Origin of the sequence: Streptomyces sp. TBY4, assembly GCF_024213195.1 — a bacterium.
In the GTDB taxonomy this organism is placed as follows: domain Bacteria; phylum Actinomycetota; class Actinomycetes; order Streptomycetales; family Streptomycetaceae; genus Streptomyces.
Map to the genome: position 1 here is coordinate 14990 of NZ_JANAVF010000002.1, position 15024 is coordinate 30013.

The window sequence follows — 15024 nt, forward strand, 5'->3', positions numbered from 1 at the left end:
GAGACCGCCGGGAGGGTTGCCGACGGGCGGCTTAGCATACAGGTTTTGGTATGCAAAATGGCGGGGAAGGGGGGAGGGGGCGGGAAGCGGTGCCCCATCCTGAATGAAGACTGTATACAGAAGCCTGTATGGGGTATGTTCACACTCCCCTGCACGCAGCGGCATCGACCAGCGGGAGTGACGTGACAGTCGAGAACGTGGTCCGGAGAGTGGCGGCCGGTCATCGGGGTGAGCGGGGGGCGCTGCTGCCCGTACTGCACGCCGTCCAGGCCGAGTTGGGGTTCATCCCGCAAGAGGCGATCCCGGTGCTCGCCGACGAGTTCAACCTCTCCCGCGCGGACGTCCACGGAGTCGTGACCTTCTACCACGACTTCCGGCGCGAGCCTGCCGGCCGCACCGTGGTGCGGATCTGCCGCGCCGAGGCCTGCCAGGCCCTGGGCGCCGCGGAGTTGGTGGAGTACGCCCGCGCGGCCGGACTCTCCCTCGGGGAGACGACCCCGGACGGGGCGCTGACGCTGGAGCAGGTCTTCTGCCTCGGCAACTGCGCGCTGGGGCCCGCGCTGGAGATCGACGGACGACTGCACGGACGGGTCGGCCCGGCCGAACTGGGCGCACTCCTGGAAGGAGCGGTCTCGCCGTGAACGGATCCCCGGTGAAGGTGAAGGTCTACGTCCCCCGCGACTCGGCGGCCCGGTCCGTCGGCGCGGACGCGGTGGCGGACGCCCTGCGCCAGGCCGCAGCCGCTAGCGGCGCCGCCGTCGAGCTGGTGCGCAACGGTTCGCGCGGCATGCTCTGGCTGGAACCGCTGGTCGAGGTGGTGACCCCGCAGGGCCGGGTCGGGTACGGACCGGTCTCCCCCTCCGACGTGCCGGGCCTGCTCGCGGCCGGCCTGCTCGACGGCGCCGCACACCCGCTGCGGCTCGGCATCGTGGACGAACTGCCCTGGCTGGCCCGCCAGACGCGGGTCACCTTCGCCCGGATCGGCGTCACCGATCCCCTGTCGGTGGCGGACTACCTGGCCCACGGCGGCCTGGTGGGGCTGCGGACGGCCCTGGAGCGCGATCCCGCCGACGTGGTCGAGGAGGTCACCGCCTCGGGACTGCGCGGCCGCGGCGGCGCAGGCTTCCCGGCCGGCATCAAGTGGAAGACCGTACTCGGCTGCGCCGGCCCGCTGAAGTTCGTCTGCTGCAACGCCGACGAGGGCGACAGCGGCACCTTCGCCGACCGCATGGTCATGGAGGGCGACCCGTTCATGCTCATCGAGGGCATGACCATCGCGGCCCACGCCGTGGGCGCCACCGAGGGCTACCTCTACATCCGCTCGGAGTACCCCGAGGCCGTGGCCACCATGCGCGCCGCGATCGGCATCGCCCGCGAGCAGGGCTGGCTCGGCAGGGCCGTCCTCGGCTCCGCCCTCGACTTCGACCTGCACGTACGCGTCGGCGCCGGGGCGTACATCTGCGGCGAGGAGACCTCCATGCTCGAAAGCCTGGAGGGCAAGCGCGGCACCGTCCGCCCGAAGCCGCCGATCCCCGCGATCGAGGGACTGTTCGGCAGGCCGACCGTGGTGAACAACGTCCTCACCCTGGCCACCGTCCCCGTCGTCCTCGCGGCCGGGGCCGCGGCGTACCAGGAGCTCGGCGTCGAACGCTCCCGCGGCACCCAGGTGTTCCAGCTCGGCGGCAACATCGCGCACGGCGGCATCGTGGAGACCGCCTTCGGCGTCACCCTGCGCGAGCTGGTCGAGGAGTACGGCGGCGGCACCTACTCCGGGCGCCCGGTGCGCACCGTCCAGGTCGGCGGCCCGCTCGGCGCCTACCTCCCGACCTCGATGTTCGACCTGCCGATGGACTACGAGGCCTTCGCGGCGGCCGGAGCCATGGTCGGCCACGGCGGCGTGGTCGTCTTCGACGACCGCGTGGACATGGCCGCCCAGGCACGCTTCGCGATGGAGTTCTGCGCAGAGGAGTCCTGCGGCAAGTGCACGCCCTGCCGGGTGGGTTCCGTACGCGGTGTCGAGGTGATCGACAAGATCGTCGCCGGTGAGCACCGCGACGAGAACCTGGCCCTGCTCGAGGACCTGTGCGACCTGATGACCGAAGGCTCCCTGTGCGCGATGGGCGGGCTGACGCCCCTGCCCGTACGCAGTGCCCTCGCGCACTTCCCCGACGACTTCCTCGGCGGCCGCCGGAGCCTGCAGATCCACCCCGTACGCCCGACCGGCACGAAGGCGGAGGACCCGGCATGACCCTGCTCAAGGAACCCGACTACGGCACCCCGGAACGCCCCGGCGCGGCGACCGTCTCGCTGGAGGTCGACGGGATGCCGGTGTGCGTCCCGGAGGGCACCTCGGTGATGCGCGCCGCCGCGCAGGCCGGGATCGACATCCCGAAACTGTGCGCCACCGACAGCCTGGAGCCGTTCGGCTCGTGCCGGCTGTGCGTGGTGGAGATCGACGGCAGGCGGGGCACCCCGGCGTCCTGCACCACCCCGGTGGCGGAGGGGATGCGGGTGAGCACGCAGACCCCGAAGGTGGAGAAGCTCCGCCAGGGCGTCATGGAGCTCTACATCTCCGACCATCCGCTGGACTGCCTGACCTGCCCGGCCAACGGCGACTGCGAACTGCAGGACATGGCCGGCGTGGTCGGCCTGCGGCAGGTGCGCTACGGCTACGAGGGCGAGAACCACCTCGACGCCGAGAAGGACACCTCCAACCCGTACTTCGACTTCGACCCGGCCAAGTGCATCAGCTGCTCCCGCTGCGTCCGGGCCTGCGGCGAGGTGCAGGGCACCTTCGCGCTGACCATCGAGGGGCGCGGCTTCGCGTCCAAGGTCTCGGCGGGGGCCGGCGAGACCTTCATGGACTCCGAGTGTGTCTCCTGCGGGGCCTGCGTACAGGCCTGCCCGACCTCCACGCTGCAGGAGAAGTCCGTCGTCGAACTCGGCATGCCCACCCGCTCGGTCATCACCACCTGCGCCTACTGCGGCGTCGGCTGCTCCTTCAAGGCCGAACTGCGCGGGGACCAGGTGGTGCGGATGGTCCCCCACAAGGACGGCGGCGCGAACGAGGGCCATTCCTGCGTGAAGGGCCGCTTCGCCTTCGGCTACGCCTCGCACCCCGACCGGATCCTGAAGCCCATGGTCCGCGAGCGGATCACCGACCCCTGGCGCGAGGTGGAGTGGGACGAGGCGATCGGCACGGTCGCCCGGGGGATGCGCGCGCTCCAGGAGCGGTACGGGCCGAGCTCGATCGGGGCCATCTCCTCCTCGCGCTGCACCAACGAAGAGGTCTACGTCGTCCAGAAGATGGTGCGCGCGGCCTTCGGCAACAACAACATCGACACCTGCGCCCGGGTCTGCCACTCCCCGACGGGATACGGCCTCAAGCAGACCTTCGGGGAGTCGGCCGGCACCCAGGACTTCCGCTCGGTGGCCGAGGCCGACGTGATCATGGTGATCGGGGCCAACCCCACCGACGGGCACCCGGTGTTCGCCTCCCGGATGAAGCGCAGGCTGCGCGAGGGAGCCGAGCTCATTGTGGTCGACCCGCGCCGCATCGACCTGGTCCGCTCCCCGCACATCCAGGCCGCGCACCACCTCCAGCTCAGGCCCAGCACCAACGTGGCGGTCGTCAACGCGATGGCCCACGTGGTGGTCACCGAGGGCCTGGCCGACCTGGCCTTCGTGGCCCAGCGCTGCGAGGGCTTCGCCGAATGGGCCGAGTTCGTGGCCCGCCCCGAGCACAGCCCGGAGGCGACCGAGGCGATCAGCGGCGTACCCTCCGCGGAACTGCGGGCCGCCGCCCGGCTGTACGCGGCCGCGCCCAACGGGGCCATCTACTACGGCCTCGGCGTCACCGAGCACAGCCAGGGCTCGACCATGGTGATGGGCATGGCCAACCTCGCCATGGCCTGCGGCAACATCGGCCGCGACGGGGTCGGCGTGAACCCGCTGCGCGGGCAGAACAACGTCCAGGGTTCCTGCGACATGGGCTCCTTCCCGCACGAACTGCCCGGTTACCGGCACGTGTCGGACGACGCCGTGCGCGAGGTGTTCGAGAAGCTCTGGGGCGGCACGATCCTGTCCGAACCGGGACTGCGGATCCCCAACATGTTCGACGCCGCGATCGACGGGACCTTCCGGGGCCTGTTCGTCCACGGCGAGGACATCGCCCAGTCCGACCCGAACCTGGGACACGTCACGGCCGCGCTCGAGGCCATGGAACTGGTCGTGGTCCAGGACCTGTTCCTGGGCGAGACGGCCAAGTTCGCGCACGTCTTCCTGCCGGGGGCCTCGTTCCTGGAGAAGGACGGCACCTTCACCAACGCCGAGCGCCGCATCAACCGGGTGCGCGCGGTGATGAAGCCGAAGACGGGCAAGCACGAGTGGCAGATCATCTGCGAGATCGCCACCGCCATGGGCTACCCCATGTCCTACGCGCACCCGTCCGCCATCATGGACGAGATCGCCGCGGTCACCCCGACCTTCACCGGCGTCTCCTTCGAGGTCCTCGACAAGCTCGGCAGCGTCCAGTGGCCGTGCAACGCCGCGGCGCCGGAGGGCACCCGGGTCATGCACGTCGACGAGTTCGTCCGCGGCAAGGGCCGGTTCGCCGTCACCGCGTACGTCCCGACGAACGAGCGCAGCACCCGGCGCTTCCCGCTGGTCCTGACCACGGGACGGATCCTCAGCCAGTACAACGTCGGGGCGCAGACCCGCCGGACCGGCAACGTCGCGTGGCATCCCGAGGACGTGCTCGAACTGCACCCGCACGACGCCGAGACCCGCGGCATCCGCGACGGGGACCTGGTGACGCTGGCCAGCCGGGTCGGGCGGACGACGCTGCACGCGGAGATCTCCGACCGGATGCCGGCCGGTGTCGTCTACACCACCTTCCACCACCCCGTGACCGGGGCCAACGTGGTGACCACCGAGAACTCGGACTGGGCCACCAACTGCCCGGAGTACAAGGTGACCGCCGTACAGGTCGGCCTGGTCCACCCGCTCCCGCAGGACGGCGCCGCGCAGGACGCGGTGGTGAACTGAGATGGCGGGCACCGTGCCACCCGAGTCCAGGATGGCGAACGACATCGCCGCCCATCACGGCCACCTCACGCCCGCCGCGGCCGCCGAGGCGATCGCGGGCCACCTCGGACTGTTCTGGGACCCGCGCATGCGCACCCGGCTGTACGCGTACGTGGACGCCGGCGGGGAGGGGCTCCACCCGCTGGTGGTCGCCGCCGTGGGACTGATGCGCTGACCGGCACCCCTGTCGACGAACCGGGGCCGCCGGTACCCTTGGCCGCCCCACGGCACCCAGCAAGGAGTCGCGCATGCTCTTCCGCCAGCTCGAGTACTTCGTGGCGGTGGCCAGGGAGCGGCACTTCGCGCGGGCGGCGGAGTCCTGCTACGTCTCGCAGCCCGCGCTCTCGGCGGCGATAGCCAAGCTGGAGCGGGAGCTGAACGTCACGCTCATCAACCGGGGCCACAACTACCAGGGCCTGACCCCGGAGGGCGAACGGCTCGTCGTGTGGGCCAAGCGGATCCTCGCCGAGCAGGACGCCTTCAAGGCCGAGGTGGCCGCCGTCCAGTCGGGCATCACCGGAACCCTCCGGCTGGGCACGGACCCGACGGCGTCCACCACCCTGGCGCTCCCCGTGGCCGCGTTCTGCGCGGCGCACCCGCTGGCCAAGGTGCAGGTCCGCTCCCGGCTGTCCACGAAGGAACTTCACCGCCAGTTGCGGGAGTTCGAGCTCGACGTGGCGATCGCCCACTTCGACCCCGGGGACCAGGAGGGCTTGCAGGTCGTCCCCCTGTACCAGGAGCGGTACATGCTGCTCATCTCGGCCGACCAGCTCACGCCGCAGAGCGCCACCACCATGACCTGGGCGGAGGCGGCGCAGCTGCCGCTGGCCCTGCTGACCCCCGACATGCGGATCCGGCAGATCATCGACCGGGTCTTCGCGGAGAAGGGGCTCGTGGTGAGCCCGCAGGTGGAAACGGACTCGATCGCCTCCCTCCACGCGCACGTGGGGGGAGGCGGCTGGGCGAGCATCGTGCCCCACGCCTGGCTGAGCGCGATGCCGGTCATCGGCAGGACCCGCGCCCTGCCCCTGGTCGACCCGGAGGCCGGCACGCAGATCTCGGTGGCCATCCACGCGGCGACCCCCGGTTCGGTCGCCGCCCGGGCCTTCGTCGACGCGGCGAAGGGGCTGGCCCTCGACGAGTTCTTCGACCGCCCCGGGCAGGCCGGGCCAGGCGTGGGGTGAGCGGGAGGACCGGCCCGCCTCAGCGCGCGTACCGGGCCTCCACCGCCCGCCGGTCGAGCGCACCCTTGGCGGTGTGCGGCAGCTCGGTCACCAGGTCGAGCCGGTCGGGCACCTCGAAGTCGGCGAGCCGGTCCCGGGAGTACCGCAGGATCTGCCCGGGCCCGAGGTTCTCCCCTTCCCGCACGACCACGACGGCGCCGACCCGCTGCCCGTAGACCGGGTCGGGGACGGCGAACACCGCCACCTCCGCGACTCCGGGGCATCCGGCGATGATGTCCTCGACGTGCTCCGGCGAGATCTTCTCGCCGCCGCGGTTGATGAGGTTCTTGATGCGCCCGGTCAGGGACAGGTACCCGTCCTCGTCCAGCGAGCCCAGGTCACCCGTGCGCAGCCACCCCTCCACGAAGCTCCGGGCGGTCTCCGCGGGGTTGCCGAGGTAGCCCCGGGTGACCGTCGGACCGTGCACCCACACCTCGCCCTGGGTGCCGGGCGGACAGCTGCGCCCGTGCGCGTCGGCGATCCGCAGCTCCACCCCGGAGGACCGGCCGACCGACCCGTGCTTCAGGGGCCCGCGCGCCGGCAGCGGCTCGCTGGCGGCCTGGTGCGTGGACTCCGTCATGCCGTACGCGGACAGCAGGGGCGCGCCGAACGTGCGCTCCAGCGCCCGCTGCGTGGCCGTGTTCAGGGGAGCGCTGCAACTGCGGATGAACTTCAGCCGCGGCGCCCGCGCCCCCGGGAACTCGGTCGCTGCCCGGTTCAGCAGCACCTCGTGGATGGTCGGGACCGCGGTGAACCAGGTGGCGTCCACCGCCCGGACGTCCTCCCAGAAGGTGCGTGCCGAGAACCGTCCCCGCGCGGGCAGCAGCACCCGTCCGCCGCCGGCCAGGGAGGCCAGGAGCGCCGCGAACAGCCCGTGGCCGTGGAAGAGCGGCATCACCGCGACCGTCCCGTCGCCGGGCCCCAGCTCGTACGTGGCACAGATGCCCCGTACCGAGGCGGCCACGTTGGCGTGCGTCAGCGGGACCATCTTGGCTCCGGCGGTGGTGCCCGCGGTGAACAGCACCAGCGCGTCCTCGGCCGAGAGCCCCCCGGCGGCCCCGAGCCCGGGGCCGGCCGGCGGCGTCCCGGTGTCCAGGGCGAGCGTTGCCGTACCGGCGCGGGAGGCGCTCACCCGCAGCGGCCACGTCGGTACGGCTACCCGCGCGGCCGGCCTGGCCCCCGCCGCGGCCGGGCCCAGCAGGAGGGCCCGCGCGCCGAGCGCTTCGAGGCGGGCGCCCAACTGGCCTCCGGGCAGCGCCGGGTCGAGCGGGGCGACCACCAGTCCGGCCCGTGCGGCACCGAGCAGGCCCACGACGAACTCGGCGTTGTTGGCGCAGAGCAGTCCGACCGGATCGCCGGGCCGCAGGCCGGTCGAGCGGAGCCGGGCGGCCACCTCGTCGGCCAGGGCCGCGAGGGCGCGGTAGGACAGGTCCACCCGGTCCCCGGTGACGACGAGGGCCCGGGCGTGCGGCCGCGTCCGCACCTGCCGGTCGAGCAGATCGGCCAGCCCCGTGATCGGGGGCGGCCGGTACCCGCCCTGCTGCCCGGCCCCGTCGCACACGGATGTCGTCGCCGGAACGGCCATGACCCCACCTCCCACGCCACGTCTCAACAACCAGTACCCAGCGAGCCTGCGGCCGGGCGGGGAGCGCGTCCAATACGCAACGGCGAACGCGCGATAACGGCCGCCTATCAAGGGAGTTCGGGGGCGCGGACGGGGGCCTTTCGCGGCTGTCGATAGACGCCGGTTATCAGCTGGTCGCCGATGCGTCTTGGACGCGGGGAGCGCAGGTCAGGAAGGTGGGACGAGCAGCCGCACCGCAGGACCCGCCCAAGGAGGACCTCGGATCATGACCGCCCCCTCGACTCCGGAGACAGCGGCGACCGCCGACGTCCCGACCGAGCTCACCGACGGCTACCACCTGGTCGTCGACGCGCTCAAGTTGAACGACGTGGACACCATCTACGGAGTGGTCGGCATCCCGATCACCGACCTGGCCCGCCTCGCCCAGGCGCGGGGCATCCGCTACATCGGGTTCCGCCACGAGAGCAACGCGGGACACGCGGCGGCGGCGGCCGGCTACCTCACCAAGAAGCCCGGCGTGGCCCTCACGGTGTCCGCGCCGGGATTCCTCAACGGGCTGGTCGCGCTGGCGAACGCCACCACCAACTGCTTCCCGATGGTGCAGATCTCGGGCTCCAGCGAGCGCCACCTCGTCGACCTCAAGCAGGGCGACTACGAGGAGATGGACCAGCTCGCCGCGGCGCAGCCCTTCGTCAAGGCCGCCTACCGCGTGAGCCGGGTCGAGGACATCGGCCGCGGCATCGCCCGCGCCCTGCGCACCGCGATCTCCGGCCGTCCCGGCGGCGTGTACCTCGACATCCCGGCCGCCGTGCTCGGCTCCATCATGGACGCCCGGGCCGGCGCCGCGACCCTCAGCCGCCTCGTCGACCCCGCGCCCCGGCAGCTTCCGGCGCCCGAGGCGGTGGACCGGGCGATCGAGCTGCTGGCGGGGGCGCGGCGGCCGCTCATCGTGCTGGGCAAGGGTGCCGCGTACGCCCGGGCGGACGACCGGATCCGCGAGTTCGTGGAGTCCACGGGGATCCCGTACGTACCGATGTCGATGGCCAAGGGGCTGCTGCCCGACGACCACCCGCAGTCGGCGGCCACCGCCCGCTCCCTGGCCCTGAAGAAGGCCGACGTGGTCGTCCTCGTCGGCGCCCGGCTGAACTGGCTGCTGGCCCACGGCGAGGCCCCCCAGTGGAACCCGGAGGCACAGTTCGTCCAGGTGGACATCGAGCCCCGGGAACTGGACAGCAACCAGCCCATAGCCGCCCCGCTCGTCGGGGACATCGGATCCGTGCTCGAAGCGGTCGCGGAACGGACCAAGCCCGGCCGGATCGCCGCCCCCGCCGCCTGGCGGGAGGAACTTGCGACCCGCTCCGCGCAGAACGTGGCGAAGATGGCGCAGCGGCTGGCGGCCGACCCGCACCCCATGCAGTTCATGGGCGCCCTCCGGGCCGTGCGCGACGTCCTGCGCGAGCGCCCGGAGACGTACCTCGTCAACGAGGGCGCCAACACCCTGGACATCGCGCGCAACGTGATCGACATGCACGTACCGCGCCACCGCCTCGACAGCGGCACCTGGGGGGTCATGGGCATCGGCATGGGGTACGCGATCGCCGCCGCGGTCGAGAGCGGGGCGCCGGTCGTGGCCGTCGAGGGCGACAGCGCCTTCGGGTTCAGCGGCATGGAGCTGGAGACGATCTGCCGCTACCAACTGCCCGTGGTGACCGTGGTGATGAACAACGGAGGGGTCTACCGGGGCGACGACGTCAACCCCCTCGACGACGCCCCCTCCCCGACGACGCTGATGCTCTCCGCGCGCCACGACCTGATGATCGAGGCCTTCGGCGGCAAGGGCTACCGCGCCACCACCCCCGCCGAGGTCACCGCCGCCCTCACCGAGGCCCTGGCCTCCGGCGGACCGGCGCTCATCGACTGCGCGATCGACCCGTCGGCCGGCACCGAGAGCGGCCACATCGCCCACCTCAACCCCAAGGGCATCACCGTCGGCAACATCACGCCGGCGAAGTAACTGGCCCTTCACGAGAAGGAATAGGACATGACTGAACTGCCGCTCGCCGGAATCAAAGTGATCGACTTCACCGGGGTCCAGGCCGGCCCCGCGTGCACCCAGATGCTCGCCTGGTTCGGCGCCGACGTCATCAAGGTCGAGCGCCTCGACGGCGGCGACGTGACCCGCCGTCAGCTCCGCGACATCCCCGACCTCGACGCCCTCTACTTCACCATGCTCAACAGCAACAAGCGCTCCCTGGCCATCAACACCAAGTCCCCCGAGGGCAAGGAGGTCATGGAGAAGCTGATCCGCGAGGCGGACATCCTGGTGGAGAACTTCGCCCCGGGGGCGATGGACCGCATGGGCCTCGGCTGGGACCGGATCCACGCGCTCAACCCGCGGCTCATCTTCGGCTCGGTCAAGGGCTTCAACGACGACTCGAAGTGGAACGACCTCAAGGTCTACGAGAACGTGGCCCAGGCCGCCGGCGGCGCCGCCTCCACCACCGGCTTCTGGGACGGCCCGCCCACCATCAGCGGCTCGGCCCTCGGCGACAGCAACAGCGGCATGCACCTGCTGATCGGCCTGCTGACCGCGATCATCCAGCGCGACGCGACCGGCCTCGGCCAGAAGGTGTCGGTGTCCATGCAGGACGCCGTGCTCAACCTGACCCGCGTCAAGCTCCGGGACCAGCAGCGCCTGGAGCGGACCGGCTACCTGGAGGAGTACCCGCAGTACCCGAACGGCGAGTTCGGCGACGCGGTGCCCCGCGGCGGCAACGCCGGCGGCGGCGGCCAGCCGGGCTGGATCCTGAAGTGCAAGGGCTGGGAGAACGACCCCAACGCCTACATCTACTTCACGATCCAGGAGCAGAACTGGGTCCGCACCTGCGAGGCCATAGGCAAGCCCGAGTGGACCGAGGACCCGCGGTACACCACCGCCTCGGCCCGCCAGCCGCACATCATGGACATCTTCGGCGAGATCGAGAAGTGGCTCGCGGACAAGACCAAGTACGAGGCGGTCGACATCCTGCGCACCTTCGAAGTCCCCTGCGCGCCCGTGCTCAGCATGAAGGAGCTCGCCGCCGACCCCGACATGCGCAAGAGCGGCACCATCGTCGAGGTCGAGCAGAAGGAGCGCGGCACCTACCTGACCGTGGGCAGCCCGATCAAGTTCTCCGGGTTCACGCCCGAGATCGAGGGCGCCCCGCTGCTCGGCGAGCACACCGACGAGGTGCTCGCGGACCTCGGCTACGACGCGGACGCCATCCGCCGGCTCCACGAGGGCCGGGTCGTGGCCTGAACCCACCCCGGAAACTCAGATGCCCTGCACGCGGTCCTCGCGTGCAGGGCATCTGCTCGTGTGCGGGTCGGCCCTCAGGCCGGCGGGGCCTCACCGGCCTCCCCGCGCCGCATCCGTGCCTTCTCCCGGGCCCGCCGCGCGGTGACGTCCCTGATGACGGCGCCGCAGTGGGTGGCCACGCCGTCGGGACCGGCCAGCAGCACCACGCTGAACTCGATGGACAGCCTGCGGCCGTCCGCCCTCACGGCGGGCACCGCCAGCAGATCGGCCTCCCCGTACCTGCTCGCCCCCAGGGCCATCGCGGTCACGAAGCCCTCCCCGTGCCGCGCGCGGTGCTTCTCGGGGATGATCAGGTCCAGGCTGCGCCCGGCGACCTCCTCGGCGGAGTACCCGAAGATGCGCTCGGCGCCCCGGTTCCAGTAGCGGATCAGCCCTTCGCGGTCGACGATCACCAGTCCGTCGGGTGCCCGGGCGGCCATGCCCAGCACGACCGCGGGATCGAGCTCTGTCATGTCTCCTCTTTCCTTCTTCATTTCCTCATGGCTGTGGCGGGGCCCCTCCGGCGCAGGGGGCGCTCCCCGCCGGACGAGACCCCGCCACCGTGCCGCGGGGGAGCGGGTCAGCCCTGGGAGGCCGGGGCCCGCAGGGCGATGCGGTGCTCGCCCGCGTACACGTTCATGGAGGTGCCGCGGAGGAAGCCGACGAGGGTCAGGCCCGTCTCCACGGCCAGGTCGACCGCGAGGGCCGACGGGGCGGAGACCGCGGCGAGCACCGGAATGCCCGCCATCACCGCCTTCTGCGCCAGTTCGAAGGAGGCCCTCCCCGAGACCAGCAGCACCGTCCGCGACAGCGGCAGCAGGCCGCCGCGCAGGGCGCGGCCGACCAGCTTGTCGACCGCGTTGTGCCGGCCCACGTCCTCGCGGACGTCGAGCAGCTCGCCGTCCTCGGTGAACAGGGCGGCCGCGTGCAGACCCCCGGTCCGGTCGAACACCTGCTGCGCCGCCCGTAGCCGGTCGGGGAGGCGGGCGAGCAGTGCGGCGTCCAGCCGGACCGGGGGAGTGTCGAGGATCGGCCAGCGGGCCGTCGTGCGGACCGCGTCCAGGCTGGCCTTGCCGCACAGACCGCAGGACGAGGTGGTGTACACGTTCCGCTCGAGGGTGATCTCGGGCAGGACGAGGCCGGGAGCCGTGCGGACGTCGACGATGTTGTACGTGTTGGCCCCGCCGGCCGTGGCTCCCGCGCAGTACACGATGTTCCGCAGCTCCTCCGCGCTGCCCAGCACCCCTTCGCTGACGAGGAATCCGGCCGCGAGGGCGAAGTCGTCGCCCGGTGTGCGCATCGTGATGGCGAGGGGCCTGCCGTTGAGCCGGATCTCCATGGGCTCCTCGGCGACGAGCGTGTCGGGCCGGGCGGAGACCGCGCCCTCCCGGAGGCGGAGCACCCTGCGCCGTTCCGTGACCCGTCCCACCGCGATCACGCGGTCCGCAGCGCGAGCAGGTCCGAGATGGCGTGGACGGTCCGCAGCGTCCGTACGGGGACCCCGGTGATCTCCGCCAGTTCCACCACGGCCGCGAGCAGCACGTCGAGTTCGAGCGGCTTGCCGCGTTCCAGGTCCTGGAGGGTGGAGGTGCGGTGGTCGCCGACGCGTTCCGCGCCGGCCAGCCGGCGTTCGACGGAGACCCCCACCTTGCAGCCGAGGGCCTCGGCGACCGCGAGGGTCTCTCTCATCATGATCTCGATGACCTCGCGGGTGCCGCCGTGCCGGCACATCTCCCGCATCGTGGCCCGGGACAGCGCGCTGATCGGGTTGAAGGAGATGTTGCCGAGCAGTTTGAGCCAGATGTCGTTGCGCAGGTCCTGTTCGACCGGGCATTTGAGGCCGCCCTCCTGCATGGCCCCGCTGAACGCCAGGCAGCGCTCGGAGAGGGACCGGTCGGGCTCGCCGATGGAGAAGCGGGTGCCTTCGAGGTGGCGTACGACGCCCGGGCCCGCCAGCTCCGTCGCCGCGTACACGACGCAGCCGATGGCCCGTTCGGGGGCGAGGACGGCGCTGACCGCCCCGCCGGGGTCGACGCTCTCGATGCGGTGGCCCTCGTACGGTCCGCCGTGCCGGTGGAAGTACCACCAGGGGATGCCGTTCTGGGCGGCGATGACCGCGGTGCCCTCGTGCAGCAGCGGCTCGATGAGCGGCCCGCACGCCGCGTACGAGTTGGCCTTGAGGCCGAGGAAGACGTAGTCGACCGGACCGATCGAGGCCGGGTCGTCGGTGGCGTGGGCGCGGGCGGTGAAGTCCCCGCGGGGGCTGAGCACCCGGACCCCGTGCTCCCGCAGGGCCGCCAGATGGGGTCCGCGGGCGACGAGGTGCACATCGGCGCCTGTGCGGTGCAGCGCGGCGCCGACGTAGGCGCCGATCGCACCGGCGCCCAGAACTGCGACTTTCACTGTGCGGCACTCCGTTCGGTCGAGGGTACCGAGGAACTGCCGAACGTTGTCGACGAAATATTGTCTACAGGATGTAATCCTGGGCGGCAAGGGCTGACGCAGGCCGGGGGAAGGGGAGTTGGCCGTCCGGGGTGGCCGGGACGGTGCGCCGTAGACTGTAGGCGAAAGACAATCCATCATAGGGTTTCGCGAAGCGGCGGACGGCGCTGCCCAGAAGGGACCGTGATGTTGTCGACAGGACTGCCGCAGGGGGCGGTGCCCAAGCTGGAGCGGCCCGGCCCGCTGCGTGACCGCGTCTACGGGGCCCTGCTGGAGCTCATCACCACCCGCGCCCTCCAGCCGGGGCAGCACCTCGTCGAGAGCGAGCTCGCCGGACACCTCGGGGTGTCCCGGCAGCCGGTACGGGAGGCGCTGCAGCGCCTGAGCACCGAGGGATGGGTCGATCTGCGGCCGGCCCAGGGGGCGTTCGTGCACGAGCCCACCGAGGAGGAGGCGGACCAGCTCCTCACGGTCCGCACGCTCCTGGAGGCCGAAGCGGCCCGGCTGGCCGCCGCCCACGCCGGCGCCGAGGCGGTCGCCGCGCTCGAGGAGCTGTGCGCGCAGGGGGAGCGGGCCGTCGCCGCCGACGACGTGGACGCCGCGGTCGAGACGAACGCCCGGCTCCACGCGAAGATCATGGAGCTGGCGGGCAACGCCGTCCTCGCCGAACTCGCCGCACAGGTGGACCGGCGCGTCCGCTGGTACTACACCCCCGTCGCCCGGCAGCGGGGCCGCCAGTCCTGGGTCGAGCACCGCGAGCTGATCGCGGCCATCGCGGCCCGCGACGGACAGGCCGCGACGGAGATCATGCGCGCGCACACGGAGCACACCCGCAAGACGTACCACGAGCGGGAGAAGTAGCCCGTCCGCGAGGCCGAGTTCGTACGCGACCGGCTCCGTGTCTCATTTCACCGTCCGACATGTGGGAAGTCGTGTTCATTTCCCGGTCGGCCGCCTTACTGTGGCCTCGCAGCTGGTTCGCCCCCGTCCGCCAGGCGGGAGGCGTCGTAAGAGGGAACCCGGTGGGAATCCGGGACTGCCCCGCAGCGGTGAGCGGGAACGACCGCCGTCATACGCACTGGGACCGGAACCGGTCCTGGGAAGCGACGGCCATTAGGTGCCCGCCGGGAGACCGGCAGGCGTGCCCGCGAGTCCGAAGACCTGCCCGTTGCCCGTGCGCGATCGACCGCGCACGGCTTCCCGGTGACCTCGTGGGCGGGTCGGCGTGCTTCAGGCGGATCCTCCGTCGCGTACCCCTCGCCTCGGCGTACGCGGTCCCGGCGGTCCGCCCGTTCCGGCACCCTTCGCCCTCCGCGAGCCCCCACCGGGTTCATGGAGACACGCTCGCGAAG

General features: G+C 71.9%; 12 protein-coding genes and 1 riboswitch. Of the genes, 8 read left to right on the forward strand and 4 right to left on the reverse strand.

Annotated features, from left to right (window positions below; genetic code table 11):
* The first annotated feature begins 182 nt into the window (after positions 1 to 182).
* The 5 genes from NLX94_RS04425 (at position 183) to NLX94_RS04445 (ending at position 6269) form a co-directional block, all read left to right on the forward strand.
* Positions 183 to 641 (forward strand): formate dehydrogenase subunit gamma, encoded by a 459-nt coding sequence (locus NLX94_RS04425; protein WP_254381252.1) that lies wholly within the window; start codon positions 183 to 185, stop codon positions 639 to 641.
* Positions 638 to 2248 carry an NADH-quinone oxidoreductase subunit NuoF gene (locus NLX94_RS04430; protein ID WP_254381253.1) on the forward strand — a complete coding sequence of 537 codons (1611 nt, stop codon included), beginning with the start codon at positions 638 to 640 and terminating at the stop codon, positions 2246 to 2248. The genes NLX94_RS04425 and NLX94_RS04430 overlap by 4 nt, the downstream gene beginning before the upstream one ends.
* The gene (fdhF, locus tag NLX94_RS04435) at positions 2245 to 5046 is read left to right on the forward strand and encodes a formate dehydrogenase subunit alpha (RefSeq protein ID WP_254381254.1); all 2802 of its coding nucleotides are present in this window, start codon (positions 2245 to 2247) and stop codon (positions 5044 to 5046) included. The genes NLX94_RS04430 and fdhF overlap by 4 nt, the downstream gene beginning before the upstream one ends.
* 1 nt (position 5047) lies before the next feature.
* Positions 5048 to 5260: a formate dehydrogenase subunit delta gene (locus NLX94_RS04440; protein WP_254381255.1), complete on the forward strand. Its 213-nt coding sequence runs from the start codon at positions 5048 to 5050 to the stop codon at positions 5258 to 5260.
* Positions 5261 to 5333: 73 nt separating this feature from the next.
* Entirely contained in the window at positions 5334 to 6269 is a 936-nt protein-coding gene (locus NLX94_RS04445; RefSeq protein WP_254381256.1) for a LysR family transcriptional regulator, read from the forward strand.
* 19 nt (positions 6270 to 6288) lie between these two features.
* On the opposite strand, the gene NLX94_RS04450 is transcribed toward NLX94_RS04445, so the two are convergent.
* Positions 6289 to 7893 carry a FadD7 family fatty acid--CoA ligase gene (locus tag NLX94_RS04450; RefSeq protein WP_254381257.1) on the reverse strand — a complete coding sequence of 535 codons (1605 nt, stop codon included), beginning with the start codon at positions 7891 to 7893 and terminating at the stop codon, positions 6289 to 6291.
* Between the two features lie 265 nt (positions 7894 to 8158).
* Between NLX94_RS04450 and oxc the strand changes: the two genes are divergently transcribed.
* Positions 8159 to 9907 (forward strand): oxalyl-CoA decarboxylase, encoded by a 1749-nt coding sequence (gene oxc / locus NLX94_RS04455; RefSeq protein ID WP_254381258.1) that lies wholly within the window; start codon positions 8159 to 8161, stop codon positions 9905 to 9907.
* A gap of 27 nt (positions 9908 to 9934) precedes the next feature.
* A complete protein-coding gene (frc, locus tag NLX94_RS04460) occupies positions 9935 to 11191 on the forward strand; it encodes a formyl-CoA transferase (RefSeq protein WP_254381259.1) in 1257 nt (418 codons plus the stop codon).
* A 74-nt stretch (positions 11192 to 11265) separates the two neighbouring features.
* Here the strand turns inward: frc and NLX94_RS04465 are convergent, their stop codons facing one another.
* The 3 genes from NLX94_RS04465 to NLX94_RS04475 form a co-directional block, all read right to left on the reverse strand.
* Positions 11266 to 11703, reverse strand: a complete 438-nt coding sequence (locus tag NLX94_RS04465; RefSeq protein ID WP_254381260.1) for a PAS domain-containing protein — start codon at positions 11701 to 11703, stop codon at positions 11266 to 11268.
* 107 nt (positions 11704 to 11810) lie between these two features.
* Entirely contained in the window at positions 11811 to 12659 is an 849-nt protein-coding gene (fdhD, locus tag NLX94_RS04470; protein WP_254381261.1) for a formate dehydrogenase accessory sulfurtransferase FdhD, read from the reverse strand.
* A gap of 5 nt (positions 12660 to 12664) precedes the next feature.
* On the reverse strand, positions 12665 to 13633 hold the full coding sequence (locus tag NLX94_RS04475) for a 2-dehydropantoate 2-reductase (RefSeq protein WP_254381262.1): 969 nt from the start codon (positions 13631 to 13633) through the stop codon (positions 12665 to 12667).
* A 225-nt stretch (positions 13634 to 13858) separates the two neighbouring features.
* On the opposite strand from NLX94_RS04475, the gene NLX94_RS04480 reads away from it, so the two are divergent.
* Positions 13859 to 14533, forward strand: a complete 675-nt coding sequence (locus NLX94_RS04480) for a GntR family transcriptional regulator (RefSeq protein ID WP_254381263.1) — start codon at positions 13859 to 13861, stop codon at positions 14531 to 14533.
* A 96-nt stretch (positions 14534 to 14629) separates the two neighbouring features.
* Positions 14630 to 14856: riboswitch (cobalamin riboswitch) on the forward strand.
* Positions 14857 to 15024 lie beyond the last annotated feature (168 nt).

Bases quoted from the DNA above. Each gene is read 5' to 3' on its own strand.
- NLX94_RS04480 (WP_254381263.1), top strand. From the start codon at position 13,859: ATGTTGTCGACAGGACTGCCGCAGGGGGCGGTGCCCAAGCTGGAGCGG.
- NLX94_RS04450 (WP_254381257.1), bottom strand. From the start codon at position 7,893: ATGGCCGTTCCGGCGACGACATCCGTGTGCGACGGGGCCGGGCAGCAG.
- frc (WP_254381259.1), top strand. From the start codon at position 9,935: ATGACTGAACTGCCGCTCGCCGGAATCAAAGTGATCGACTTCACCGGG.
- NLX94_RS04465 (WP_254381260.1), bottom strand. From the start codon at position 11,703: ATGACAGAGCTCGATCCCGCGGTCGTGCTGGGCATGGCCGCCCGGGCA.
- fdhF (WP_254381254.1), top strand. From the start codon at position 2,245: ATGACCCTGCTCAAGGAACCCGACTACGGCACCCCGGAACGCCCCGGC.
- oxc (WP_254381258.1), top strand. From the start codon at position 8,159: ATGACCGCCCCCTCGACTCCGGAGACAGCGGCGACCGCCGACGTCCCG.
- NLX94_RS04440 (WP_254381255.1), top strand. From the start codon at position 5,048: ATGGCGGGCACCGTGCCACCCGAGTCCAGGATGGCGAACGACATCGCC.
- NLX94_RS04445 (WP_254381256.1), top strand. From the start codon at position 5,334: ATGCTCTTCCGCCAGCTCGAGTACTTCGTGGCGGTGGCCAGGGAGCGG.